Source organism: Amycolatopsis solani (assembly GCF_033441515.1).
GTDB classification, from domain to species: Bacteria; Actinomycetota; Actinomycetes; order Mycobacteriales; family Pseudonocardiaceae; genus Amycolatopsis; species Amycolatopsis solani.
Genome location: NZ_JAWQJT010000003.1, coordinates 1,763,841 through 1,786,377, shown reverse-complemented (window position 1 = coordinate 1,786,377; position 22,537 = coordinate 1,763,841). Strand labels below are relative to the sequence as shown.

General features: G+C 71.1%; 25 protein-coding genes. 20 read left to right on the top strand and 5 right to left on the bottom strand.

Annotation, left to right across the window (positions count from 1 at the left end; translation table 11 throughout):
* Positions 1-115: 115 nt before the first annotated feature.
* On the bottom strand, positions 116-2,233 hold the full coding sequence (locus SD460_RS40975; RefSeq protein ID WP_318307560.1) for a HelD family protein: 2,118 nt from the start codon (positions 2,231-2,233) through the stop codon (positions 116-118).
* 123 nt (positions 2,234-2,356) lie between these two features.
* Here SD460_RS40975 and rsmD point away from each other — a divergent pair, with 123 nt between their 5' ends.
* From rsmD to SD460_RS40910, 13 genes are all read left to right on the top strand, one after another.
* Positions 2,357-2,917: a 16S rRNA (guanine(966)-N(2))-methyltransferase RsmD gene (gene rsmD, locus SD460_RS40970; RefSeq protein ID WP_290053962.1), complete on the top strand. Its 561-nt coding sequence runs from the start codon at positions 2,357-2,359 to the stop codon at positions 2,915-2,917.
* A gap of 43 nt (positions 2,918-2,960) precedes the next feature.
* Entirely contained in the window at positions 2,961-3,446 is a 486-nt protein-coding gene (gene coaD, locus SD460_RS40965) for a pantetheine-phosphate adenylyltransferase (RefSeq protein WP_290053960.1), read from the top strand.
* A 142-nt stretch (positions 3,447-3,588) separates the two neighbouring features.
* Complete coding sequence (locus tag SD460_RS40960; RefSeq protein ID WP_290053959.1) at positions 3,589-4,287, top strand: ribonuclease domain-containing protein; 699 nt, start codon at positions 3,589-3,591, stop codon at positions 4,285-4,287.
* Positions 4,288-4,394: 107 nt separating this feature from the next.
* Positions 4,395-5,123 carry a DivIVA domain-containing protein gene (locus tag SD460_RS40955; protein ID WP_290053957.1) on the top strand — a complete coding sequence of 243 codons (729 nt, stop codon included), beginning with the start codon at positions 4,395-4,397 and terminating at the stop codon, positions 5,121-5,123.
* A gap of 167 nt (positions 5,124-5,290) precedes the next feature.
* Positions 5,291-5,893: a YceD family protein gene (locus SD460_RS40950; RefSeq protein ID WP_290053956.1), complete on the top strand. Its 603-nt coding sequence runs from the start codon at positions 5,291-5,293 to the stop codon at positions 5,891-5,893.
* Between the two features lie 70 nt (positions 5,894-5,963).
* Positions 5,964-6,146 (top strand): 50S ribosomal protein L32, encoded by a 183-nt coding sequence (gene rpmF / locus SD460_RS40945; protein ID WP_013223689.1) that lies wholly within the window; start codon positions 5,964-5,966, stop codon positions 6,144-6,146.
* A gap of 13 nt (positions 6,147-6,159) precedes the next feature.
* Positions 6,160-6,909, top strand: a complete 750-nt coding sequence (gene rnc / locus SD460_RS40940) for a ribonuclease III (protein WP_318307559.1) — start codon at positions 6,160-6,162, stop codon at positions 6,907-6,909.
* A gap of 89 nt (positions 6,910-6,998) precedes the next feature.
* On the top strand, positions 6,999-8,354 hold the full coding sequence (locus SD460_RS40935; protein WP_290053949.1) for a polysaccharide lyase 6 family protein: 1,356 nt from the start codon (positions 6,999-7,001) through the stop codon (positions 8,352-8,354).
* 30 nt (positions 8,355-8,384) lie between these two features.
* Positions 8,385-9,242 carry a bifunctional DNA-formamidopyrimidine glycosylase/DNA-(apurinic or apyrimidinic site) lyase gene (gene mutM / locus SD460_RS40930; protein ID WP_290053947.1) on the top strand — a complete coding sequence of 286 codons (858 nt, stop codon included), beginning with the start codon at positions 8,385-8,387 and terminating at the stop codon, positions 9,240-9,242.
* Between the two features lie 59 nt (positions 9,243-9,301).
* Positions 9,302-9,736 (top strand): helix-turn-helix domain-containing protein, encoded by a 435-nt coding sequence (locus SD460_RS40925; protein ID WP_290053945.1) that lies wholly within the window; start codon positions 9,302-9,304, stop codon positions 9,734-9,736.
* A gap of 465 nt (positions 9,737-10,201) precedes the next feature.
* Positions 10,202-10,768 carry a hypothetical protein gene (locus SD460_RS40920; RefSeq protein ID WP_290053944.1) on the top strand — a complete coding sequence of 189 codons (567 nt, stop codon included), beginning with the start codon at positions 10,202-10,204 and terminating at the stop codon, positions 10,766-10,768.
* Positions 10,765-11,943: an MAB_1171c family putative transporter gene (locus tag SD460_RS40915; protein WP_318307558.1), complete on the top strand. Its 1,179-nt coding sequence runs from the start codon at positions 10,765-10,767 to the stop codon at positions 11,941-11,943. Before SD460_RS40920 ends, SD460_RS40915 begins: the two co-directional genes overlap by 4 nt.
* A gap of 45 nt (positions 11,944-11,988) precedes the next feature.
* Complete coding sequence (locus SD460_RS40910; protein ID WP_318307557.1) at positions 11,989-12,984, top strand: helix-turn-helix transcriptional regulator; 996 nt, start codon at positions 11,989-11,991, stop codon at positions 12,982-12,984.
* On the opposite strand, the gene SD460_RS40905 is transcribed toward SD460_RS40910, so the two are convergent.
* Both SD460_RS40905 and SD460_RS40900 read right to left on the bottom strand, forming a co-directional pair.
* On the bottom strand, positions 12,981-13,442 hold the full coding sequence (locus SD460_RS40905) for a VOC family protein (protein ID WP_290053940.1): 462 nt from the start codon (positions 13,440-13,442) through the stop codon (positions 12,981-12,983). The two genes, SD460_RS40910 and SD460_RS40905, sit on opposite strands and share 4 nt — an antisense overlap.
* Before the next feature lie 42 nt (positions 13,443-13,484).
* A complete protein-coding gene (locus tag SD460_RS40900; RefSeq protein ID WP_290053938.1) occupies positions 13,485-14,381 on the bottom strand; it encodes an SMP-30/gluconolactonase/LRE family protein in 897 nt (298 codons plus the stop codon).
* Positions 14,382-14,515: 134 nt separating this feature from the next.
* On the opposite strand from SD460_RS40900, the gene SD460_RS40895 reads away from it, so the two are divergent.
* The 3 genes from SD460_RS40895 to SD460_RS40885 all read left to right on the top strand — a co-directional run bounded on the left by SD460_RS40895 (position 14,516) and on the right by SD460_RS40885 (position 17,107).
* The gene (locus SD460_RS40895; RefSeq protein WP_290053936.1) at positions 14,516-14,839 is read left to right on the top strand and encodes a PadR family transcriptional regulator; all 324 of its coding nucleotides are present in this window, start codon (positions 14,516-14,518) and stop codon (positions 14,837-14,839) included.
* Entirely contained in the window at positions 14,836-16,053 is a 1,218-nt protein-coding gene (locus tag SD460_RS40890; protein ID WP_290053934.1) for an HAAS signaling domain-containing protein, read from the top strand. The genes SD460_RS40895 and SD460_RS40890 overlap by 4 nt, the downstream gene beginning before the upstream one ends.
* Before the next feature lie 169 nt (positions 16,054-16,222).
* A complete protein-coding gene (locus SD460_RS40885) occupies positions 16,223-17,107 on the top strand; it encodes an alpha/beta fold hydrolase (protein WP_438860583.1) in 885 nt (294 codons plus the stop codon).
* 283 nt (positions 17,108-17,390) lie between these two features.
* On the opposite strand, the gene SD460_RS40880 is transcribed toward SD460_RS40885, so the two are convergent.
* Entirely contained in the window at positions 17,391-17,915 is a 525-nt protein-coding gene (locus tag SD460_RS40880) for a YflT domain-containing protein (RefSeq protein ID WP_290053931.1), read from the bottom strand.
* Between the two features lie 211 nt (positions 17,916-18,126).
* On the opposite strand from SD460_RS40880, the gene SD460_RS40875 reads away from it, so the two are divergent.
* Genes SD460_RS40875 through SD460_RS40860 form a run of 4 tightly spaced genes read left to right on the top strand, consistent with a single transcriptional unit; the run spans position 18,127 to position 22,313 of the window.
* Positions 18,127-19,491: a glutamine synthetase family protein gene (locus SD460_RS40875; protein WP_290053929.1), complete on the top strand. Its 1,365-nt coding sequence runs from the start codon at positions 18,127-18,129 to the stop codon at positions 19,489-19,491.
* Positions 19,472-20,182: a gamma-glutamyl-gamma-aminobutyrate hydrolase family protein gene (locus SD460_RS40870; protein ID WP_290053927.1), complete on the top strand. Its 711-nt coding sequence runs from the start codon at positions 19,472-19,474 to the stop codon at positions 20,180-20,182. The genes SD460_RS40875 and SD460_RS40870 overlap by 20 nt, the downstream gene beginning before the upstream one ends.
* On the top strand, positions 20,179-21,546 hold the full coding sequence (locus tag SD460_RS40865; RefSeq protein ID WP_318307556.1) for an aldehyde dehydrogenase family protein: 1,368 nt from the start codon (positions 20,179-20,181) through the stop codon (positions 21,544-21,546). Before SD460_RS40870 ends, SD460_RS40865 begins: the two co-directional genes overlap by 4 nt.
* A complete protein-coding gene (locus tag SD460_RS40860) occupies positions 21,546-22,313 on the top strand; it encodes a 3-oxoacyl-ACP reductase (protein WP_290053924.1) in 768 nt (255 codons plus the stop codon). The genes SD460_RS40865 and SD460_RS40860 overlap by 1 nt, the downstream gene beginning before the upstream one ends.
* Here SD460_RS40860 and SD460_RS40855 read toward each other — a convergent pair.
* Positions 22,310-22,507, bottom strand: a complete 198-nt coding sequence (locus SD460_RS40855) for a hypothetical protein (RefSeq protein ID WP_290053923.1) — start codon at positions 22,505-22,507, stop codon at positions 22,310-22,312. The two genes, SD460_RS40860 and SD460_RS40855, sit on opposite strands and share 4 nt — an antisense overlap.
* Positions 22,508-22,537: the final 30 nt, after the last annotated feature.

Below are 22,537 nucleotides of genomic sequence, written 5' to 3'. Positions count from 1 at the left end.
CCCTCGGACGGAAACGTCCCCGAGACGTTCATTTCACCGGGGGTCTGAAGGGCTCCTTCAAGGGCACGGGAACCCCGCCTCCCGCCCCTCGAAGGGGCCCTTCAGCGTCGTCGCGTCAGGCCGACGGCAGCCAATCCGGGTTCGAGGCCAGCACCGTGAGCTGCTGCGTCGCCCGCGTCAGCGCCACGTACAGCACCCGCCGCCCGGTCGTCGACTCCGTGACCAGGTCGATCGGCTCCACCAGCACCACGGCGTCGTACTCGAGCCCCTTGGAATCCAGGCTGCCCACGACCTTCAGCCGCTCGTCCGCCTGCTCCGACAGCCAGCCCGAGACCTCCGGCACCCGGTCCATCGCCGTGATGACGCCGACCGTGCCCTCGACCGCGCCCATCAGCTCCTTGACCGCCGCCTGCGTGGCGGCCGCCAGTCCGGTGGCCTCGACCGGGCGGACCTCCGGGACCACGCCGGTCTGCCGGACGGCGACCGGCAGCTCGCCCGCCTCCGCGTGCCCGGCCACCACCTTGGCCGCGAGGTCGAAGATCTCCGCCGAGTTCCGGTAGTTCGTGCGCAGCGTGAACCGCCGCCGGGTCGTCTTGACGCCGAACGCCTGATCGCGCGCCTGGGCCGCCTCCGCCGGGTCCGGCCACGAGCTCTGCACCGGGTCGCCGACCACGGTCCAGCTCGCGTACTTGCCGCGCCGCCCGACCATCCGCCACTGCATCGGCGAAAGGTCCTGCGACTCGTCGACGACCACGTGCGAGTACTCGTCGTAGTGCTCGGGTCGCGTCGGCGCCCCGCCGGAACGCTGCGGCTCCACCTCGATCACCTGGCGGCGCTTGCGCTTCGGCAGCGGCCCGATCAGCACGCGCAGCTCGTCCAGCAGCGCCACGTCCGCGATCGACCAGCCCCGCGACCGGTCCGCGAGGTCCGCGGCCAGCATCGAGATCTCGGCGCGGTTCAGGACGCCCTTCGACACCGAAGCCAGCCGCTTCTCCTCGCCCAGCCACTTGAGGATCTGCGCCGGGTACAGCACGGGCCACCACACCACCAGGAACCGGTGGAAGTCGATCCGCTCGCCGAGGTCGGTGATCAGCTCGGCCCGCTCGAACGGCTTGCCGTCGGCCTTCGCGTACTCCTCGGCCTTCGCCGCCAGCGCGTCGAGCAGCAGCTCCGCCGCCCGGATCCGCGACCGGTTCGGCGGCGCGCCCTGCGTGTGGGCCTTGCGGCGCACCTTCTCCAGCTCGCGCGCGTTCAGCTTGAGGACCTCGCCGCGGTAGACGATCCGCATCTCCTCGGGCGCCTCCGGCGGGGTGTCCCGCAGGGCCCGCAGCAGGATCTTCCGCATCCGCAGCGACCCCTTGATCGCGGCCAGCGGCGCCGCGTCCTGCCGCGTCGCCTCCAAGCCGTCGAGGACTTCGCCGAGCGCGCGCAGCTCGACGTTCGTCTCCCCCATCGAGGGGAGGACGCGCGAGATGTAGCTGGTGAACACGCCCGACGGCCCGATCACGAGGACGCCCGCCCCACCGAGCTGACGGCGGTGGCGGTAGAGCAGGTAGGCCGCGCGGTGCAGGGCGACGGCGGTCTTGCCGGTGCCCGGCCCGCCGGTGATCTCGGTGACGCCGCGCCACGGCGCCCGGATGACCTCGTCCTGCTCCTTCTGGATGGTCGCGACGATGTCGCGCATCTTCTCGCCGCGCGAGCGCCCCAGCGCCGCCATCAGCGCGCCTTCGCCGACGATCTGCATGCCCTCGGGCACGGCGTCGGCGATCAGGACGTCGTCGTCGACGTCGAGGACGTTCTGGCCGGAGCAGCGGATCACGCGCCGCCGCACGACGTCCATCGGCTCCTCCGCCGTGGCCTGGTAGAACGCGGCCGCGGCCGGCGCGCGCCAGTCCGTGACGAGGTTGTCGAACTCCGCGTCGCGGATGCCGAGCCGCCCGACGTAGGTCGGTTCGGCGTCCTCGAGGTGGTCGAGCCGGCCGAACACCAGGCCTTCGTACTCGGCGTCGAGCGTCTGCAGCGTCTGGTTGGCGTGGTAGACCATCATGTCGCGCTCGAACAGCATCGACGCCTGCTCGAAGATGGCCTCGCGCTGCGCGCCCTGGCCGATTTCGTAGCCCTTGGTGCGCATGGCCTCGGCTTGGGCCCGCAGTTCGTCCAGACGGGTGTACACGCGATCGACGTGGGCTTGTTCGATGGCGATCTCGGCCCGTCTGACCCGAGGTTCCGACACGCATGGCTCCTTGACAGCTCTGGATCGCCTCCGAGGGCGAAGAACGACTCTACGCGTCGGGCCCGGCGGGTTCACCAATGTCCCGGCCATCCGTGCGCCGTGTCATGCCGCCACAATCGGGGGGTGACCAGGATCGTGGCCGGGACGGCGGGTGGCCGGCGGCTGAAGGTGCCGCCGAAGGGCACCCGGCCGACGTCGGAACGCGTCCGGGAAGCGCTGTTCAACGCCCTCGAAACGGCGGGGGAGCTCGACGGCGCCCGCGTCCTCGACCTCTACGCGGGGTCCGGCGCGCTCGGCCTCGAAGCGCTTTCGCGCGGCGCGGCGGACGCGTTGTTCGTGGAAGCCGACCGGCGCGCGGTGGAGGTGCTGCGCGGCAACGTCGCGGCGCTGGGCCTGGGCGGCACCGTCCGGGCGGGGCAGGTCGAGGCCGTGGTCGCCGCGCCCGCCCCCGCCGCGTACGACCTCGTGCTGGCCGACCCGCCCTACGCCGTGGACGCGGCCGCGCTCGGCAAGGTGCTGGCGTCGCTGGCCGCGGGCGGCTGGCTGGGCTCGGCCGCGCTCGTCGTGGTCGAACGCGCGGCCCGCGACGGCGAGCCGGACTGGCCGGCCGGCTTCGAGCCCTCGCGCGCGAAGAAGTACGGCGACACCGCGGTCTTCTGGGCCGAATTCACGCCTGTGGCGTGAGCCACGCGGCGGAAACCGGGTGCGGCACGGTAGCGTCCGCGCCATGCGGCGTGCGGTCTGTCCCGGTTCCTACGATCCGGCCACCAACGGGCACTTCGACATCATCGAACGGGCGGCCCAGCTGTTCGACGAGGTCGTCGTCGCGGTGGGGGTCAACAAGAGCAAGAAGGGCCTCTTCGAGATCGAAGAACGCCTCGAGATGCTGCGCGAGATCACCGCGAAGCTGGGCAACGTGCGCGTCGACTCGTGGGAAGGCCTGCTGGTCGACTACTGCCGCGACAACGGCATCGTGGCGATCGCCAAGGGCCTGCGCTCGGTCAGCGACTTCGACTACGAGCTGCAGATGGCGCAGATGAACCGCGAGCTCACCGGTGTCGAGACGCTGCTGATGGCGAACAACCCGGCGTACGGGTTCGTGTCCAGCTCGCTGGTCAAGGAGGTCGCCGCGCTCGGCGGCGACATCGAGCACCTGGTGCCGCCGATCGTCTACGAGCGGCTCACGGAGAAGTTCCCGAAGCTCGGGCGCTGACCCTCCACAAGAGACTTCCCGCAACCCGGGACGCGGGGTTCCCGTCGTTCGGCCCCCTACGTTCGTCGGGACTTGCGGTCCGGGGTGGCGGAGTTCACGTTCCCGCCTTCTGACGATCATCCGATCGGGTTACGGTCCGAAAATGACCAACTACCGATCTCGCCTGGTCGCGGTCCTCTTCGCGCTCCTGGCCACGCTGTCCATGGGGGTCACCGCCGCCGAAGCGGTGACGGCTTCGCCTGCGGTCGTCGCGCAGAACTCCTGCGGCGACCTCTCCGGCTTCACGCACAAGGCGCTTTCGTCGCTGCCGGCGGAGGCGACGACGACGTACAACCTCATCCAGAAGGGTGGCCCGTTCCCGTACCCGAAGAACGACGGAGTCGTCTTCGACAACCGGGAAGGCATCCTCCCGTCCTGCGCGTCGGGCTACTACCACGAGTACACGGTGCCGACCCCGGGTTCGAGCACCCGCGGCACGCGCCGCATCGTGACCGGCTCGGGCGGCGAGTACTTCTACACAGGCGACCACTACGCGACGTTCCAGGTGATCGACGTCGGCGGCGGCTCGACCCACGCCTGCGGCGACCTCTCGGGCCTGGCGAAGATCGGCTACTCGCAGCTGTCGGCCGCGGCCCGCACGGTCGTGGACAACGCCCGGAACGGCACCTCGGCCGGCACGACGTACGAAAACCGCGAAGGCGTGCTCCCGGCCTGCGCGTCCGGCTACTACAAGCTGTTCGCGGTGGGCACGAACGACCGGGTGATCTCGGGCCAGGCCGGCGAGCTGGCCTACACCCCCGACCACTACGCCACCTTCAAGCGGATCGACCTGAACTCCTGATCTCCGGGCACGGCGCCGGGGGAGGACACGCCCGGCGCCGTGCGCTTTCACCGGTTCGGCGCGGGCAACGGGCAGACTGGTCACAGCGACAGGGGATTGGAGTTGCCGTGTACCGGGTTTTCGAGGCGCTCGACGAGCTCGTCACCATCGTCGAGGAGGCGCGCGGCGTCCCGATGACGTCCAGTTGCGTGGTGCCTCGCGGCGACGTGCTCGAACTCCTCGACGACGTCCGCGACGCGCTGCCCGCGGAGGTCGACGACGCCCAGGACGTCCTCGACAAGCGCGACGACCTGATCCACGCCGCCCGCAAGGAGGCCGGGGAAGCGGTCGCGGGCGCGAACGCCGAGGCCGAGCGGACCATCGCCGAAGCGACCGACGAAGCCGAGCGCATCCTGGCCGACGCGCGCGCCCGCGCCGAGCAGATGCTCGCCGACGCCCACGACCAGGCCGACCGCACGGTCGCGGCGGGCCAAGCCGAGTACCAGAACCTCACCGACCGCTCCCGCGCCGAATCCGAGCGCATGATCCAGGCCGGCCGCGACGCCTACGACCGCGCCATCGAGGACGGCCGCGCGGAGCAGTCCCGCCTGGTCGCGCAGACCGAGGTCGTCCAGGCCGCGCACGCCGAGTCGGCCCGCATCGTCGACGAGGCCCACGCGGAGGCCGACCGCCAGCGCCAGGACTGCGACGCCTACGTGGATGGCAAGCTGGCGGAGTTCTCGGAGCTGCTGGCGACGACGCTGCGGACCGTGGACTCGGGCCGCAACCACCTGCGCTCCCCGGCGAACCTCCCGACCGGCGGCGGCCGCCCTACGCTGTACGACTACCAGGTGTGACCGGCCTCTCGACGGCCGCCGCGCCTCGCTCCCGCTGACGTGAATGACTCATTCCTGTCGTCCGGCGACAGGAATGAGTCATTCACTACGTCCGGGCGAGCCGCCCCGCACCCGCCGATGACGTCCCAGCTCAAGAGCGGTGGCACCCGGTGCGTACCCTGGACTGGATGTCCGAGAACAAGACCCCCCAGCTCGACGACCGCAGCCCGTGGGTGATCGACACCCGTGAGCTCGGCCGTCACGCCGGCCTCAGCCGCGCCCTGACGCGCAGCGTGCCGGTGGAGACGCCGCTCGGCGTCCCCGACGTCATCACCATCGAAGCCGGCTCCGGGCTGAAGCTCGACCTGCTGCTCGAGTCCGTCGTCGAAGGCGTCCTGGTCAGCGGCACCGCGACGGCCGTCGCGAAGGGCACCTGCGCCCGCTGCCTCGACCCGCTGACCGAGGAGGTCGAGGTCGAGGTCCAGGAGCTGTTCGCCTACCCGGGGTCGGCCACCGAGGAGACCACCGACGAGGACGAGATCCCCCGCCTGGTCGACGACCGGATCGACCTCGAGCCCATCGTCCGCGACGCGATCGTGCTGGCCCTGCCGCTGGCCCCGCTGTGCACCGAAGACTGCGCCGGGCTGTGCATCGACTGCGGCGTCAAGTGGGCCGATCTCGAGCCCGGACACGGGCATGAGAAGATAGACCCTCGGTGGGCCGCACTGGTCGAGCGCTTCGACGAGAATGCGGGCGAAAAGCCTGCGCCGGGTCCCGCTGAGCAAGCCTGACGAGCGACCCAGCTCGTTGCGGAGGAAGTTCGCTCGCACCGCGAGCAGACCGTCTTAAGGAGATCTACTCGTGGCCGTCCCGAAGCGGAAGATGTCGCGATCCAACACGCGCTCCCGCCGCAGCCAGTGGAAGGCGGCTCCGGTGCAGCTGGTGCCCTGCTCCAACCGCGCCTGCAAGCAGCCGAAGCTCCAGCACATCGCGTGCCCGTCGTGCGGCCAGCACAACGGTCGCCAGGTCGTCGAGCCCGCCTGATCGGGTAGCCGACATGGGGGGCAAGACGCCCGGGGGACCACCAGCCGACACGGCGCCGTTGCTCGAAGCGCTCGGGGTCACACTCGACCCCGAGCTGCTCGGGCTGTCGCTGACCCATCGCTCGTACGCGTACGAGAACGGGGGCCTGCCGCCGAACGAGCGGCTGGAGTTCCTCGGTGACGCCGTGCTCGGCCTGGTCGTCACCGATCACCTGTACAACACGCATCCCGACCTGCCCGAAGGTCAGCTCGCGAAGCTCCGCGCCAGCGTCGTCAACATGCACGCGCTGGCCCGGGTCGCGCGCGGGCTCGGCGAGGGCGGGCTCGGGGCGCACCTGCTGCTCGGCAAGGGCGAAGAGCTCACCGGCGGCCGGGACAAGGCGAGCATCCTCGCCGACGGCCTGGAGGCGGTGATCGGTGCGACGTACCTCGCGCACGGCATCGAGATCGCCCGCAAGCTCGTGCACCACCTCTTCGACGGCTTGCTCGCCGAAGCGCCGCTGCGCGGGGCCGGGCTCGACTGGAAGACGAGCCTGCAGGAGCTGACCGCTTCGGCCGGTCTCGGCGTGCCCGAGTACAAGGTCGAGGACACCGGGCCGGACCACCGCAAGGAGTTCACGGCCACGGTGCTGGTCGCTTCGCGTCCGCTGGGCGACGGCTCGGGGTCGACGAAGAAGGAAGCGGAGCAGAAGGCCGCCGAGACGGCGTGGCGTTCGCTGTCCGCCGAACTCGAAGCGCAGAAGAAGGACGACCCGGAGTCCTGATCACCGGGAACTTTCGTTGACGGTTCCGCCCGCCACTCAGTAGCGTGATGATCATCCGCCGCGCTTGCAACCACTGAGAGGTAGGGCGGATGCGTCTTTTCTTGGTTCCCCTGATCGGGGCGGCGCTCGTCGTCGTCCCCGGGCCGGCCGCTTCGGCCGCGCCGATCCGCGTCACATCGCTGTCGGCCCTGCAGTCCGCGCTGGACAAGGCGAATCCCGGCGACACGATCACGCTCGCCGACGGCTCGTACGCGGCGGGCTCGACGCTCTCGATCAAGCGGTCCGGCACGAGTGCCGCGCCCGTGACCGTCGCCGCCGAGCACACCGGCCAGGCCACCATCACCGGCTCGAAGACGTTCGCCTTCGCGAGCGGCGTCTCGAACGTGGTGCTGCGGGGGTTCAAGTTCCGGGGCGGCGCCGCGCTGACCGTGCCGGCCGGCGCGGCGAACAACCGCCTGACCCGCAACGACTTCCAGCTCACGACGGGCGGGAACTGGGTGACGGTCAGCGGCGACGACACCGTGCTCGACCGCAACGTCTTCCAGAACCGCACCAGCCAGGGCGTGTTCCTGCAGATCCTCGGGCCGTCCGGCGGCATGGCGAAGCACGTCCACGTGCACCACAACTACTTCTACAACCACCAGTTCAGCGGCTCGAACGGCGGCGAGTCGATCCGGCTCGGGCTCAGCGACCGCCAGTCGTACACCGCGAACGCGCTGATCGAGAACAACCTCTTCGAGAAGGCGGACGGCGACAGCGAGGCCATCTCCGTCAAGTCGTCCGACAACGTCGTGCGGTACAACACGATCCGCGACAGCAAGGGCTACATCGTGCTGCGGCACGGCAACCGCAGCGTCGTCGAGGGCAACCTCCTGTTCGGCTCGGGCATCCGGTTCCACGGCAACGACCACAAGATCGTGAACAACTACGTCGCCAACAGCGGTGACCGCGCGATCGTGTTCGGCTCCGGGGACGAAGCCGACAGCGGGCCGTCGAGCAAGCTGCACGACCGCCCGGACCGCGTCACGGTCGCGTACAACACGGTGCTGGGGTCGAACAGCGTGATCGACGGCGACGGCGGCGACTTCAAGCCGAAGGACTGCGTGGTCGCGGACAACATCGTGAAGGGGACGTCCGGCGCGCTGGTGACGCTGCCGAGCGGGTCCACGGTGAAGTACGAGGGCAACATCACCTCCGGTGGCACCGCGGGCATCCCGTCGCGGTCGGTGGACCCGAAGCTGGTCAAGGACGCGGCCGGGCTGTACCGGCTGGCGGCCGGGAGCCCGGCGATCGACGCGGGGGTGGGCTCGTACCCGTCGGCGGCGAAGGACTTCGACCTGCAGGCCCGCGGCGGCGCCTACGACGTCGGCGCCGACGAGTACTTCGCGTCCGGGGCGACCCGGGTTCCGCTGACGAAGGCCGACGTCGGACCCACCGCCCCATAAACTGTCGTACCCGGCGGGCACAATGAACGCATGCCCGAACTCCCCGAGGTCGAAGTCGTCCGCCTGGGCCTGCAGGCGCACGTCGCGGGCCGGACCATCCGCGAGGCGAAGGTCCTGCACCCGCGCGCCATCCGGCGGCACGCGCTGGGTGCGGAGGACTTCACGCGGCGGCTGAGCGGCACCCGCGTCGAGGCGGCGCGGCGCCGCGGCAAGTACCTGTGGCTCGAGCTTTCGGACAAGGAGGCGCTGCTGGCGCACCTCGGGATGAGCGGGCAGATGCTCGTCCAGCCCGAGGGCGCGCCGGACGAGAAGCACCTGCGCGTCCGGCTGCGCTTCGACGACGACGGGCCGGAGCTGCGCTTCGTCGACCAGCGGACGTTCGGCGGCCTGGCCCTCGACGACCTCAACGACGTGCTGCTCCCGGACACGATCGCGCACATCGCCCGCGACCCGATGGACCCGGCGTTCGACCTCGACGCGGCGGTGCGCGCGCTGAAGTCCCGGCGCACGGAGGTCAAGCGCGCCCTGCTCGACCAGACCCTGGTGTCGGGCATCGGCAACATCTACGCGGACGAGGCGCTGTGGCGCGCGCGGCTCCACTGGGCCCGCCCGACCGAGAAGCTGACCACGGCGAAGGTTCGCGAGCTGCTGTCCGCGGCCTCGGACGTGATGAACGCGGCCCTGGGCGCGGGCGGGACGTCGTTCGACGCGCTGTACGTGAACGTGAACGGGCAGTCCGGCTACTTCGACCGGTCCCTGGACGCGTACGGCCAGGAAGGCCTGCCGTGCCACCGCTGCGGCACGGCGATCCGGCGGGAGCCGTTCATGAACCGGTCGTCGTTCTCCTGCCCCCGGTGCCAGCCACGGCCCCGCATCAAACTTGCGTAGATCAATGGTGTTTGCCTTTCAGCTAAGATGAATACGCCTGGCAGCTGAGGGAGAGCATCGTGGTCAAGGAGCCCGGAAAGTCGACGCTGGCCGACAAGATCGACCGGCTGTTCCACGTGGTCCGCAGGCCCGATCGGGAGCCGTACAGCAACGAAGAGGTCGCGAAGGCCTGCCGCGAGGCGACCGGCGAGAGCTTTTCGACGACGTACCTCTGGCAGCTGCGCACGGGCCGCCGCGACAACCCGACCAAGCGCCACCTCGAAGCACTCGCGCGCTTCTTCGGCGTGCCCCCGGCGTACTTCTTCGACGACGAGCAGAGCAAGAAGATCGCGGAGGAGCTGGCCCTGCTGGGCGCACTGCGCGACGCGGGCGTCCGCGACCTGGCCCTGCGCGCGGTGACCCTGTCGGCCGACGGCCTCGACACGATCAGCGACATGATCGACGCGATAGCCCGGAGGGAGGCCGGCCGCGGCGGCGCGAAGAAGGAGAGCTGAGGTGCCTGGCGCGCGCAGGGGAGCAGGGGGTTCGCCCGGGCTGAACGAGCCGGCCTCGGGATCGGGCCGGCGTGGGCACCTGCCGCTCGGGCCGCTGGATCGGCCGGGAGCTGCAGCGCCCGCCGGGGCAGCCCGCGGAGAACCTCATGCGCTCGGGCCGTTGAGTCGGCCGGGAGCTGCAGCGTCCGCCGGGGCGAGCCGCCGAGAACCTCTTCCGCGCGAAGCCCCGGACCACTCCGGCACCACTCCGCGAGCGAGCCGCGACCAGCCGCCGTTCCCGGGAGCCGGTCCGTGGGATAGCGTCGCGCCGGGCGGACTGGGCCGTCCGGGTGTCCGATTCGCCGAGGCGGAACCCTGCCCGGAAACCGCGCGTCCGAAGGTGATCCGGCCGCGTATCCCCGCGGGGTCCGCCGCGTTGAACCGGCTGGAGCCGTTCGTGCGGGGCGTGGTGGAGGAGGCCTGAAAGTGCGGCAACCATCCTTGCGGCGGCGGCCGGGGCGTGCGTTGTGGCTGCGGGCCCGGCGAGTCGCCGATGCCGTCAGCCTGCCCGAGCCGTTCGACGCCGAGGCGTTCGTCGCCGGGCTGGCGGCCGAACGCGGGCGGCCCATCGAGCTCATGCCGGTCAGCGCGCCGGAAGGCGCGCCCTGCGGGTTGCTGATGAGCACCGAACGCGCCGACTACATCCTCTACCCGACCGACACGACCGCCCTGCACCGGCGGCACATCCTGCTGCACGAGGTCGGGCACCTCCTGTGCGGCCACGTCGGTTCCGACGCCGGCGCCGACGGGGTGGCCATCGACGCCGCCGCCGGGCGTCAGCTGATGCCGCACCTCTCGCCCGAGCTGGTGCGGCGGGTGCTCGGGCGGACCACCTACAGCGAGGTCGAGGAACAGGAAGCGGAGCTGGTCGCCAGCCTGCTCGCGCAGCGCGTGGTGCGGCCGGAGGAGCGGCGCGAGCCGGCTGCCGACGTGCCCGAAGGCGTGCGGCGCTTCGACTCGCTGTTCGGGCGGTCGCGCCGCCGTTCGCCGTGATCGAGACCTTGGCCTACCTGCTGTGCGTGGTGGCCTTCGCCGGGTTCGGGTACAAGCTCATCGAGGCGCGCCGCAGCCAGCCGGTGCGGACGATGTGGTTCCTCGCCGGGTTCGGCATCTGCATCGCCGCCGGCATCATGGTGCTGACGCCGGCGATGGCCGCGCTCGTCGGCCCGGGCCCGGTGGGCGAGTGGATCCTCAGCCTGGCCGGCGACGAGCTGAAGCTGGGTGCGATCGGGTTCGCCGTCGCCTTCACGCAGTCGGTGTGGCGCGGCGAAGGCGCCCGCCTGGCGCCGCACGCGCTGTTCACCGGCGCGACGATGGTGCTGCTCGCGGTGTGTTTCACGCTGTCGGAGCCGCGCCGCGTCGGCGACGACACCGTGTTCTCGCCCGCGGCGCTGCCGTTCGCGCTCGCCGACAAGGTGTTGTTCCTGCTGTACAGCCTGATCAGCCTCGGGCTGCTGTTCGCGGTGTTCGTCCGCAGCGCGCGGCACGCGGAGCCGGGACCGCTGCGCGCCGGCCTGTGGCTGCTGGTCGTCGGCGTGGGCGCGGCGTTCGCGTGGACGTTCTGGGACGTCGACGACGTCCGCCGGCTCGCCCAGAGCGCCCGCATCGGCGCCCGCGAGGACCTGCCGTCCTCGGTCCTCGCCGCGGCGACGATCGGTTTCGTGACGGCGGGCGCGACGCTCAGCGCGTGGTCACCGGCGGTCTCGTCGGTGGTCGGCCGCGTCCGGGCGTACCGCGCGTACCGCCGCATCGAGCCACTGTGGACGGCCGTGCGCACGGCCGTCCCGGGCATCGTCCTGGACCCGGACCGCGAACTGGCGGGCGGCCCGGAGTTCGCGCTGTACCGCAGGGTCATCGAAATCCGCGACGGCCACCTGGCCCTGCGCGCCCACTTCGACCCGGACCTGCCGGCCCGAGCCGAGCAAGCGGCCCGCACCGAGGGAGTGCGCGAAGCGGACCTGCCGGCCACGATCGAGGCGGTGACCCTCGCGGCGGCGATCGAGGCAGGCCGGGCGGGCCGGCGCTTCGACCAGGCGAAGACAACGCCCGACGACCAGCCCGGCGTGGAGGCGGACGTCGCGGCGGAGGCGGCTTGGCTGGTCCAGGTCAGCCGGGCGTGGCAGCGTCACGCGGTGGTGTCCCGGGTCCGCGAGGCCACCCACGGCTAGGGCGTGTCTCCTCGTCATCCGGCCCCTCGGGCCGAGAATGGGCGAATGGTGGCACGGCCGACGGCTCGGGTGCTGACGTTGCTCGAGTTGCTGCAGTCCGGTGGCACCCGTACCGCTGCTGAGCTGGCCGAGCGGCTGAACGTGGACGGGCGCACGGTGCGCCGTTACGTGGAGCACCTGCGCGACCTCGGCATTCCGGTGGATTCCGCGCGTGGTCGCTACGGCGGTTACCGGCTGGCGCGCCACTACCGGATGCCTCCGCTGATGCTCACCGACGAGGAAGCACTGGCGGTCGTCTGGGGGCTGCTGCTGACGGGACGGCCGGGGTCCGGTCCGGCCTCGATCGGTGACGTGGAGGCCGCCACCTCGAAGGTGCGCCGGGTACTGCCCCCGGCCCTGGCCCGGCAGATCGACGCGGTGGTCGAAACCGTGAACTTCACCGGCGAGCGCACCGCGGGCGGTGAGGAGGCAAGCGCGAGAGTGCTTCTCGGACTGGCGCAGGCTGCGAGGGACCGGCGTCCGATCGCCTTCGACTACCTGCCGCGGGACGGACGGGCACGGTCACGCACCGTTCACCCGCACGGCATCGTCGCTCTGCACGGGCTGCTCTACCTCACCGGCCACGACGTCGGGCGCCGGGCGGAGCGGACGTTCCGCCTGGACCGCATCGCCGGCCTGCGCCTGCTGGAGGGCACGTTCGAAGTGCCGGACGACCTGAACCCGGTGCGGCGGGTGGTGGGCCCGCTCGCGCCGGGTCCCGGGCGACATGAGGTGTCGGTGCTCGTCGACGCGGACGCACCGCAGGTGCGAGCGTTGTTCCCGGAGACGCTGGCGTCGGTCGAACCGGTGGCCGGCGTCGCCGGAGAGGGTCACTGGCTGAGGATTTTCGTCCGTGCGGAACGGCTGGAATGGGTCGCGGGAAGATTGGCCGCTCTCGATCGGCCGTTCGTCATCGAGGAACCCGAAGCGCTGCACGAGGTCGTGGCCGCGCTGAGACAGAAGCTGATCGCGGCCGTCGATCCCGGCGGCGACCCAGGCTAGGACTCCTCGCCGGCGGGCGGCGGCATCTTGGGTGTCCGGTTCTGCTGCAGTTGCTGCGCCTGCGGGGTGACCGGCGTGTAGAGGTTGACGAGTGACCCTTCGGGGTCGCGGATCAGCACGGACAGGTTGCCCCAGGGCATCAACGTCGGCGCCTGCACGACGTCGAGGTCATCGCCGAGTTCGGTCTTCATCCGGGCGAGCAGGGATTCGACGTCCGCCACGACGAACTCGACGATGGAGGTGCGGTTGGCGCCCGCCCGCGGTGGGTTGTCCGTGATGAAAGCGACCCGCTCCGGCGCGCTGAGCGCGAACGTCGCGGACGGTGTCACGAGCTCGACGAAGTCGTCGGTCAGGTACTGCGGGGTGGCGCCGGTGAGGACCTCGTAGAAACGGACGAGGCGCGGTAGGTCGTCGGTGATCACGCGGACGGAGGCCAGCTGGACGGTGTTCGTTGTCATGATCGCGAAGCTATCCGGAATACCGGGCACAACCTGTCCGGATCAGCGACGGGCCCCCTTGACCGTCACCCTCAGCGTGTACACCGAGCTCGACGCCGTGATGAACAGCTCGTTCCCCCGTGCGCCGCCGAACGTCAGGTTCGAGCAGATCTCCGGGATCCGCAGTTTGCCGATCCGCGTACCGTCCGGGTCGAAGCAGTGCAGGCCGTCGTGCGCGGCCGCCCAGACGCGGCCGTCGGCGTCGAGGCGCACGCCGTCGAAGCCGCCGCTGTCGCTGGTCGCGAAGATCTCGCCGCCGGTCAGCGTTCCGTTGTCGCGGACCGAGAACACCCTGAGGTGACTGGGATCCTGGCGGGTGTCCGCGATGTACAACAGCGATTCGTCCGCCGAAAACGCCAGCCCGTTCGGGCGCGAGAAGTCGTCCGCGACGATCCGGACCTCGCCCGACGGGGCCACGCGGTACACGTGGCAGCCGCCGATTTCGCTCTCCGCCTGGTACCCCTCGTAGTCGCTGTCGATGCCGTAACTCGGATCGGTGAACCAGATTGACCCGTCCGAGTGCTCGACGACGTCGTTCGGGCTGTTCAGCCGCTTCCCCTCGAACTCCGCCGCCAGCACCGTGATCGAGCCGTCGTGCTCCGTGCGCGTCACGCGGCGAAGGCCCTGCTCGCAGCTGATCAGCCTTCCGTGGCGGTCGACGGTGTGCCCGTTCGCGTAGTTGGACGGCTGCCGGAAGACCCCGACCCGGCCCGTGGTCTCGTCCCAGCGCAGGGTGCGGTCGTTGGGGATGTCGCTGAACACCAGGTAGCGCCCGGCCGGGAAGTACGCCGGCCCCTCGGTCCAGCGGCAGCCGGTGTGCAGGCGCTGCGTCCACTCGTCGCCGTTGACGCGCTCGAACCGCTCGTCCAGCACCTCGAACTCGGTCTTGATCAGATCCATCGGTACCCCCTTCGGCTGAAATCCCACGATAAGCGTGGAGGCCGGCAAGCGGCTGACACGCCCGGATGGCCCTCCGCCTTGCGCACTACTGCGCAATGCGTGGTACCTTCCCAAGCGTAAGACTGGAGGGTGCAGTGGAGATCAGTCAGCTGCTCAAAGGGGTGCTCGACCTCGCCGTCCTGGCGGTGCTCCGCGAGGAAGACGGCTACGGGTACGACGTCCTGCGAAGACTCCGGGCCGCGGGCCTGGACGAAGTGGGGGACGCGTCGGTGTACGGGACGCTGCGCAGGCTGTACAAGGCCGGCCTGCTCACTTCGTACGTGGTGCCCAGTGAAGAGGGCCCGCACCGCAAGTACTACAGCCTGAACGAGCCGGGCCGGGTCCGGCTCGCGGAGTCGGGCAAGACCTGGCAGAGCTTCGCCGTGACGATGAACGTGCTTTTGGGAGAGGCAGCATGAGCGAGAAGCCGACCGCCGTGCGGGTGTATCTGGCGCGGGTCCGCACCGCGCTCGCCGACCTGCCCGCGAGCGAGATCGAAGAGATCCTCGAGGACGTCCGCCCGCACCTGGCGGAGCTGGAGGCCGAACTCGGGGAGAGCGCCCGCGTCGAGGCGCTGATCGAACGGCTCGGGACGCCCGAGAGCTACGCCGCCGAGCTGCGCGCGTCCGGCGGGTACCCGCCGGCGGGGGAGGGCGCGACGCAGGTGCTCGCGACGGCGGCCGCGCCCAGCCTGGCGAAGCCGCGGATCGCGTTGTGGGGCCTGGTGCTCTGCGCGATCGGGCTCGCGCTGCTGGCGTTCGGCGCCGCGATCAGCGTCGACCCCGACGTGCTCCTGGGGATGCTGTTGTTCCTGCCGGTGTTCCTGATCAGCCTCGCGCTGCTGCTGCGCGGCGGGGTCGAGCCGGTGCTGGCGCTGCCGGAGGTCGGCTGGCTTCGGGGCGCGCTGGCGAAGGGGCGCGAGCAGGACGACACCGGGAAGGTGCTGCGCTGGCTGGGCTCGATGAAGCCGGCGTGGTGGGTGCTGTGCGCCGTGGTGCTGCTCGGCTTCGGCGTCCTGCTGATGATGCGGCAGCGGAGCGCGGTGCTGCTGCTGCCGTTCCTGCTGGTGGCCGGGGCCGCGATCGTCTGGGCCGGCCCGCGGGTGCGCGGCGACCGGCGGCTGCTGTGGCTGGCCGTGCCGGTCTCGGCGTTCGTCGTCGGCGGCGCGCTCGGCGGGTTCGGGGCCGCGGTCGACCTCATCTCGAACCGGTACTCCCCGTCGCAGTCGGCGTCGTACTACCCCTCGTCGTCCGACCGCTACGGCAACGAGCAGCTCACCTACGGCGGCCAGGAGGTGGAGAACGTCTACGCGTTCGACGCCGAGGGCAAGCCGCTCACCGAGGTCTACCTCTACGACGAGCAGGGCCGCCCGCTCGCGCTGACCCGCTACGGCTGCGAACGCTCGAGCGGCACCAAGCAGAAGATCGGCGAGGACAACCGGTTCCCGCGGCCGAAGATCGAGCAGGGCGTGACCGACAGCGAAGGCAACTACAACGGCTACAACGGATATCGCTCCGCCTGCCGCGAGAACGCCGGGGTGCCGTTCAGCGCCGCCATCCCGAAGGTGACGGTCCCGCCGTCGCCGCCCACCATTTCTTCGTCCGCGCCGGCCACGCCGACGCCGACGAAGTAAGGGGGAACGAACGCCGGGAGCACGGGTCGGGGCCCGCTCCCGGCGTTCACCCGATCCGAACGCGCCGGAAACTTCCCGCGTACCTCGGGCGTGCTGGACTGGGCGGGTGCTCTCGGACGCCTTCGCCCCGCGGACCCGGGTGGTCCACGGGTACGAGCGTGCCTACCGGATGGCCGGGCGCGGCCCGGCGGTGCTGTTCCTGCACGGGATCGGCGACGACTCGTCGACGTGGCTGGGACTGCTGACGGCGCTGGCCGACGACTTCACGGTCATCGCGCCCGACCTGCTCGGCCACGGCTTCTCGGCGAAACCGCGCGCGGACTACTCGGTCGCGGCGTACGCGTGCGGCATGCGCGACCTGCTGACGACGCTCGACGTCGACCGCGTGACGGTGGTCGGGCACTCCCTCGGCGGCGGCGTCGCGATGCAGTTCGCCTACCAGTTCCCGGAACGCTGCGAACGCCTGGTGCTGGTCGGCTCGGGCGGCGTCGGCGCGAGCGTCCACCCCCTGCTGCGCCTGGCGGCGGCGCCGGGCGCGGGGCTGGTGCTGCCCCTGCTGGGCGCGCGGCCGGCGTTGCCGGTGCTGCGCGGGCTCGCCGAGCTGCTGCGGATCTCCGAGGACCTCGACTACGTCGTCGCGCGCTACCTCCGCCTGGTCGAGCCGGGCACGCGGTCGGCGTTCCTGCGGACGCTGCGCTCGGTCGTCGACTGGCGTGGGCAGGTGGTCAACATGCTGGACCGCTGCTACCTGACCGAGGGCATCCCGACGCTGCTCGTGTGGGGGACGGCCGACCGGGTGGTGCCGAGCGGCCACGCCCTGCGCGCACACCGGGCGATGCCGGGCAGCCGGCTGGTGCTGTTCGAGGGGGCCGGGCACTTCCCGCACCGATCGGATCCCGAGCGGTTCGCGGAGGTCCTGCGCGAGTTCCTGGCGGACACCCCGGCGGCGAGTTACGACCGGGCCCGGTGGGGCGACCTGCTGAGGGCGGGACGGCCGGCCGGGACACCGGATCCTGCGGTGGCGCCGGACACGGCGGTGTCGTCGGGGACCTGAGCAGCCCCCGTTTTCCACGCTACCGGCGGGCACCGACAGTTCCGGGTGACCGGCTCGGCGGCGACCTCCCGACCGGCGCGCGACGGCCCTGGTGTGGACAGCACGAGGCCGTCTCGGGGCGCCGGCGCAACCGCCGGGCGGCGGACCACACCCACTCGGGCGGGCCCGGCGAACACCCAGCGCGCGAGACCCACCGGGCGCCGGGCAGCACGAAGGCCGCCTCCGGGGCTCCGGAAGCGGCCTTCGATCTTCAGCGAATCAGCGAATCAGCGGCTCAGCGGCGTCAGTGACCGAACGCGCTGCGCGCCGCCAGGTCGGCCAGCAGGGCGCGGCCCTTCTCGGCGTTGCGCGGCTGGGACAGCACGTCGTACCGGCGCGCCACCAGCTGGCTCTGCGAGACGAACCCGCGCTTGTTCCGGTTCACCGCGTAACCCAACGCGCCGAACAGCAGGTTGAACCCGAGGCCCGCGACAAGGCCGATGACGATCGGGACCAGGCCCGCGCCCGGGTTCAGCAGGCTCAGGACCAGGCCGAGGAACAGGCCGAACATCGCTCCGGACGTCGCCGCGCTGCCGAGGACCTTGCCCCACGACATCTTGCCCGCGATGCGCTCGACGAGCATCGGCTCGACGCCCACGATCGTGACGTCGGTGACCGGGAAGTCCGCGCCCGCGAGGTGGTCGACCGCGCGCTGCGCCTGCTCGTAGGACTCGTACGAACCGATCGGCCAGCCGGTGGGCAGGGTCGGCAGCTGGGGCCGCGCCTGCTGCTGTCCGATCGTGCCTTGCTGCGTGAATGCTGTGGTCATCGATCTCACCTCTCTTGCCCCGTACAACGTGTGAGTATCCCCGTTTCCTCCCGCCGGCACGAATTCACAGACTCTTCTCAGCCGGGCATCACGGACAAACCGGCGCCCACGTCAATGGCTCAAGAAAATACCTTTGTTCCGGTTGACCCGCCGGAGCTCACCGGGTAGGAAGAACCGGCAAAGGATTCATACCAAACCTTTGGGGCGACCGATGGCACGCAGACGAGGCATGCTCACGCTCGACGAACTCCGCGCGCGCGTGGACGCGGGCACGATCGACACCGTGCTCGTCGCGCTCACGGACATGCAGGGACGGCTGCAGGGCAAGCGCTGCTCGGCGGAGTACTTCCTCGACGAGGTCGTCGCGCACGCCACCGAGGCCTGCAACTACCTCCTCGCCGTCGACGTCGACATGAACACCGTCGACGGCTACGCGCTCTCGTCGTGGGAGAGCGGCTACGGCGACTTCGTGCTGCGCCCCGACCTCGAAACCCTGCGCGAGGTCCCGTGGCAGGAAGGCACCGCGCTGGTGCTCGCCGACGTCGAGCGCGTGCAGGGCGGGCCGGTCGCCGTGTCGCCGCGGCAGATCCTGCGCCGTCAGCTCGACCGGCTCGCCGAGCGCGGGCTCGCCGCCTTCGTCGGCACCGAACTCGAGTTCATCGTCTTCGACGACAGCTACGAAGCCGCGTGGGACAAGCGCTACCAGCGGCTCAAGCCCGCCAACCAGTACAACGTGGACTATTCGATGCTCGGCACCGCGCGCCTGGAGCCGCTGCTGCGCCGCATCCGCAACGACATGGCCGGCGCCGGGCTCTACCCGGAGTCCGCGAAGGGCGAGTGCAACCCCGGCCAGCAGGAGATCGCCTTCCGCTACACCGACGCGTTGAGCACCTGCGACAACCACAGCGTCTACAAGAACGGCGCCAAGGAGATCGCCGCGCAGGAGGGCAAGAGCCTCACCTTCATGGCGAAGTACAACGAGCGCGAGGGCAACTCCTGCCACATCCACATCAGCCTGCGCTCGACCGAGGGCCGCGCCGTCCTGGCGGGGGACGGAGAGCACGGCTTCTCGAAGCTGATGGAGCACTTCCTCGCCGGCCAGCTCGCCGCGCTGCACGAGCTGACGTACTTCTTCGCGCCGAACATCAACTCCTACAAGCGGTTCGTGCCGGGCAGCTTCGCGCCGACCGCGATCGCCTGGGGCACCGACAACCGGACCTGCGCGCTGCGCGTCGTCGGGCACGGCGAATCGCTGCGCGTCGAGAACCGGGTGCCGGGCGGGGACGTCAACCCGTACCTGGCCGTCGCCGCGCTGATCGCCGCGGGCCTCCACGGCATCGAGAACGAGCTGGAGCTCGAAGAACCGTTCGTCGGCAATGCCTACAACTCCGACCGCGGCACCGTCCCGACGACGCTGCCCGAGGCCGCCGCGGCCCTGGCGGGCAGCGACCTGGCGCGCGAAGCGTTCGGCGAGGACGTCGTCGAGCACTACCTGAACGCGGCGAAGATCGAGGTGGACGCCTACAACGCCGCCGTCACCGACTGGGAGCTCGTCCGTGGCTTCGAACGCCTCTAAACCGGTCATCGGCCTCACCAGCTACCTCGAACCCGCGAAGTTCCTGGTCTGGGAGACCGAAGCCGCGCTGCTGCACCGGGTCTACGTCGACTGCGTCGTCGCGGCCGGCGGCATCCCGGTGCTGCTACCCCCGGTCTCCGACGCGCACGAGCGACTGGTGTCCACTGTGGACGGGCTGGTGCTCACCGGCGGCGCCGACGTCGAGCCGGCGCGCTACGGCCAGGAAAAGCACCCGACGACCTACACCCGGCCGGACCGCGACGCCTTCGAGTTCGGGCTGTTCGACGCCGCGCGCAGGGCGGGCAAGCCCGTGCTCGGCGTGTGCCGCGGCCTGCAGGTGATGAGTGTCGCCCTCGGCGGCACCCTGGTCCAGCACCTGCCGGAAGCGGCGGGGACCGCCGAGCACCAGCCCGCGCCCGCGACGTTCGGCCGGGGCACCGTCACCCTCGCCGAGGGGAGCCGGGCGGCGGCGATCCTCGGGCCCGAGACCAAGACGCTCTGCTACCACCACCAGGCGATCGACCGGCTCGGCGCCGGCCTGGAACCGGTCGGCTGGGCCGCCGACGGCACGATCGAAGCCGCCGAGGTGCCGGGGGAGTTCACCCTGGGCGTCCAGTGGCACCCCGAGCAGGACAGCGACGACGTCCGGCTGTTCGCCGCGCTCGTCGAAGCGACCGAGGAGAGGGCATGACCAGCACCTTCGACGTTCTCAACCCGGCCACCGAGGAGGTGGTGCGGACCGTCCCGCTGACCAGCGCCGAGGAGACCGACGCGGCGATCGCGCGCGCTCAGGCGGCGTTCCCGGCGTGGCGTGACGTCACCCCTGGCGACCGCGCGCGGCTGCTGCGCCGCTTCGCCGACGCCGTCGAGGCCGACATCGAGAACCTCGCGCGGCTGGAGGTCGAGAACTCCGGGCACACCATCGGCAACGCGCGCTGGGAGGCGGGCAACGTCCGCGACGTCCTCAACTACTACTCCGCCACGCCGGAACGCCTGATCGGCAAGCAGATCCCGGTGCCGGGCGGCGTCAACGTCACGTTCCAGGAGCCGCTCGGCGTCGTCGGCGTGATCGTGCCGTGGAACTTCCCGATGCCGATCGCCGGCTGGGGCTTCGCGCCCGCGCTCGCCGCCGGCAACACCGTCGTCCTCAAGCCCGCCGAGCTGACGCCGTTGACCGCGATCCGGCTCGGCGAGCTGGCGCGCGAGGCCGGCCTCCCGGCGGACGTCTTCCAGGTGCTGCCCGGCAAGGGATCCGTTGTCGGGCAACGGTTCGTGGACCACCCGGCCGTGCGCAAGGTCGTCTTCACCGGTTCCACCGAGGTCGGCAAGCAGATCATGGCCGGCTGCGCGGCCCAGGTGAAGCGCGTGACGCTGGAGCTCGGCGGCAAGAACGCCAACATCGTCTTCGCCGACTCCGACCTGGAGAAGGCCGCGGCGACCGCGCCCTACGGCGTCTTCGACAACGCGGGCCAGGACTGCTGCGCCCGGTCGCTGATCCTGGTGCAGGCGAGCGCGTACGACCGCTTCATGGAACTGCTGGAACCCGCGGTGCACGGCGTCGTCGTCGGCGACCCCGGCGACGAGAAGACCGAGATGGGGCCGCTGATCTCGGCCGCGCACCGCGAAAAGGTCGCGTCCTACGTGCCCGGCGACGCGCCCGTCGCGTTCCGCGGGAGCGCGCCGGACGGCCCCGGCTACTGGTTCCCGCCGACCGTCCTCACCCCGCCCGACCTGCGGTACCCCGCCGCGGCGGAGGAGGTGTTCGGCCCGGTCGTCGCCGTCGTCCCGTTCGCGGAGGAAGCCGACGCGGTCCGGCTGGCCAACTCGACCGAGTACGGCCTGTCCGGGTCCATCTGGACCCGCGACGCGGGCCGCGCGTTCCGGGTGGCGCGCGGCGTCGAAGCCGGCAACCTCTCGGTCAACTCGCACTCTTCGGTGCGCTACTGGACGCCGTTCGGCGGGTTCAAGCAGTCCGGCCTCGGCCGCGAGCTGGGCCCCGACGCCGCGGCGGCGTTCACCGAAACCAAGAACGTCTTTCTGAGCACGGAGGAGTAATGGTCCAGCGTTTCGAAGGCCGCGTGGCGGTCATCACCGGCGGCGCGAGCGGCATCGGCCTCGCCTCGGCCCGCCGCCTGGCGAGCGAAGGGGCGAAGGTCGTCATCGCGGACCTGACCCCCGCCGAAGGCAAGGCGGTCGCCGACGAGATCGGCGGCGCGTTCATCCAGACCGACGTCACCGACGCCGAACAGGTCGAGAACCTGTTCCAGAGCACGGTCGAGCAGTTCGGCTCGGTCGACGTCGCGTTCAACAACGCCGGGATTTCGCCGCCCGAGGACGACTCCATCCTGACCACCGGCATCGAGGCGTGGGAGCGGGTCCAGCGCGTCAACCTGACGTCGGTGTTCCACTGCTGCAAGGCCGTCCTGCCGCACATGCAGCGCCAGGGCCGCGGGTCGATCATCAACACCGCGTCGTTCGTGGCGGTGATGGGTGCGGCGACGTCGCAGATCTCCTACACCGCGTCCAAGGGCGGGGTGCTCGCGATGAGCCGCGAGCTGGGCATCCAGTTCGCGCGGGAGAACATCCGCGTCAACGCGCTGTGCCCGGGCCCGGTGAACACGCCGCTGCTCAAGGAGCTGTTCGCGAAGGACCCTGAGCGAGCTGCCCGGCGCCTGGTCCACGTCCCGGTCGGCCGCTTCGCGGAGCCGTCCGAGATCGCGGCGGCGGTCGCGTTCCTGGCCAGCGACGACGCCAGCTTCATCACGGCGTCCCAGTTCCTGGTCGACGGCGGGATCTCGGGCGCGTACGTCACCCCGCTCTAACGCTTGGTCGGTTTCTTGACGCCGTAGACCTCCCGCAGGTAGCTCCAGGTGGCGTTGAGCTTCTTGCGCTCTTCGGAGACGAGCCGTTCGCGCCGCCGCAGCACGCGAACGGCGATCTCGGAGGCGAGGAAGGCCCCGGCGGCGAAGGTGAGGACGCCGACGATGAGGGTGAGGGCGACGACGGTGGTGGTCATGGTCACCAGCGTCGGGCGGCCGTGGGCGAT

Bases quoted from the DNA above. Each gene is read 5' to 3' on its own strand.
- coaD (WP_290053960.1), top strand. From the start codon at position 2,961: ATGCGGCGTGCGGTCTGTCCCGGTTCCTACGATCCGGCCACCAACGGG.
- SD460_RS40960 (WP_290053959.1), top strand. From the start codon at position 3,589: ATGACCAACTACCGATCTCGCCTGGTCGCGGTCCTCTTCGCGCTCCTG.
- SD460_RS40950 (WP_290053956.1), top strand. From the start codon at position 5,291: ATGTCCGAGAACAAGACCCCCCAGCTCGACGACCGCAGCCCGTGGGTG.
- rnc (WP_318307559.1), top strand. From the start codon at position 6,160: ATGGGGGGCAAGACGCCCGGGGGACCACCAGCCGACACGGCGCCGTTG.
- SD460_RS40935 (WP_290053949.1), top strand. From the start codon at position 6,999: ATGCGTCTTTTCTTGGTTCCCCTGATCGGGGCGGCGCTCGTCGTCGTC.
- mutM (WP_290053947.1), top strand. From the start codon at position 8,385: ATGCCCGAACTCCCCGAGGTCGAAGTCGTCCGCCTGGGCCTGCAGGCG.
- SD460_RS40910 (WP_318307557.1), top strand. From the start codon at position 11,989: ATGGTGGCACGGCCGACGGCTCGGGTGCTGACGTTGCTCGAGTTGCTG.
- SD460_RS40905 (WP_290053940.1), bottom strand. From the start codon at position 13,442: ATGACAACGAACACCGTCCAGCTGGCCTCCGTCCGCGTGATCACCGAC.
- SD460_RS40900 (WP_290053938.1), bottom strand. From the start codon at position 14,381: ATGGATCTGATCAAGACCGAGTTCGAGGTGCTGGACGAGCGGTTCGAG.
- SD460_RS40890 (WP_290053934.1), top strand. From the start codon at position 14,836: ATGAGCGAGAAGCCGACCGCCGTGCGGGTGTATCTGGCGCGGGTCCGC.
- SD460_RS40885 (WP_438860583.1), top strand. From the start codon at position 16,223: ATGGCCGGGCGCGGCCCGGCGGTGCTGTTCCTGCACGGGATCGGCGAC.
- SD460_RS40880 (WP_290053931.1), bottom strand. From the start codon at position 17,915: ATGACCACAGCATTCACGCAGCAAGGCACGATCGGACAGCAGCAGGCG.
- SD460_RS40875 (WP_290053929.1), top strand. From the start codon at position 18,127: ATGGCACGCAGACGAGGCATGCTCACGCTCGACGAACTCCGCGCGCGC.
- SD460_RS40865 (WP_318307556.1), top strand. From the start codon at position 20,179: ATGACCAGCACCTTCGACGTTCTCAACCCGGCCACCGAGGAGGTGGTG.
- SD460_RS40860 (WP_290053924.1), top strand. From the start codon at position 21,546: ATGGTCCAGCGTTTCGAAGGCCGCGTGGCGGTCATCACCGGCGGCGCG.
- SD460_RS40855 (WP_290053923.1), bottom strand. From the start codon at position 22,507: ATGACCACCACCGTCGTCGCCCTCACCCTCATCGTCGGCGTCCTCACC.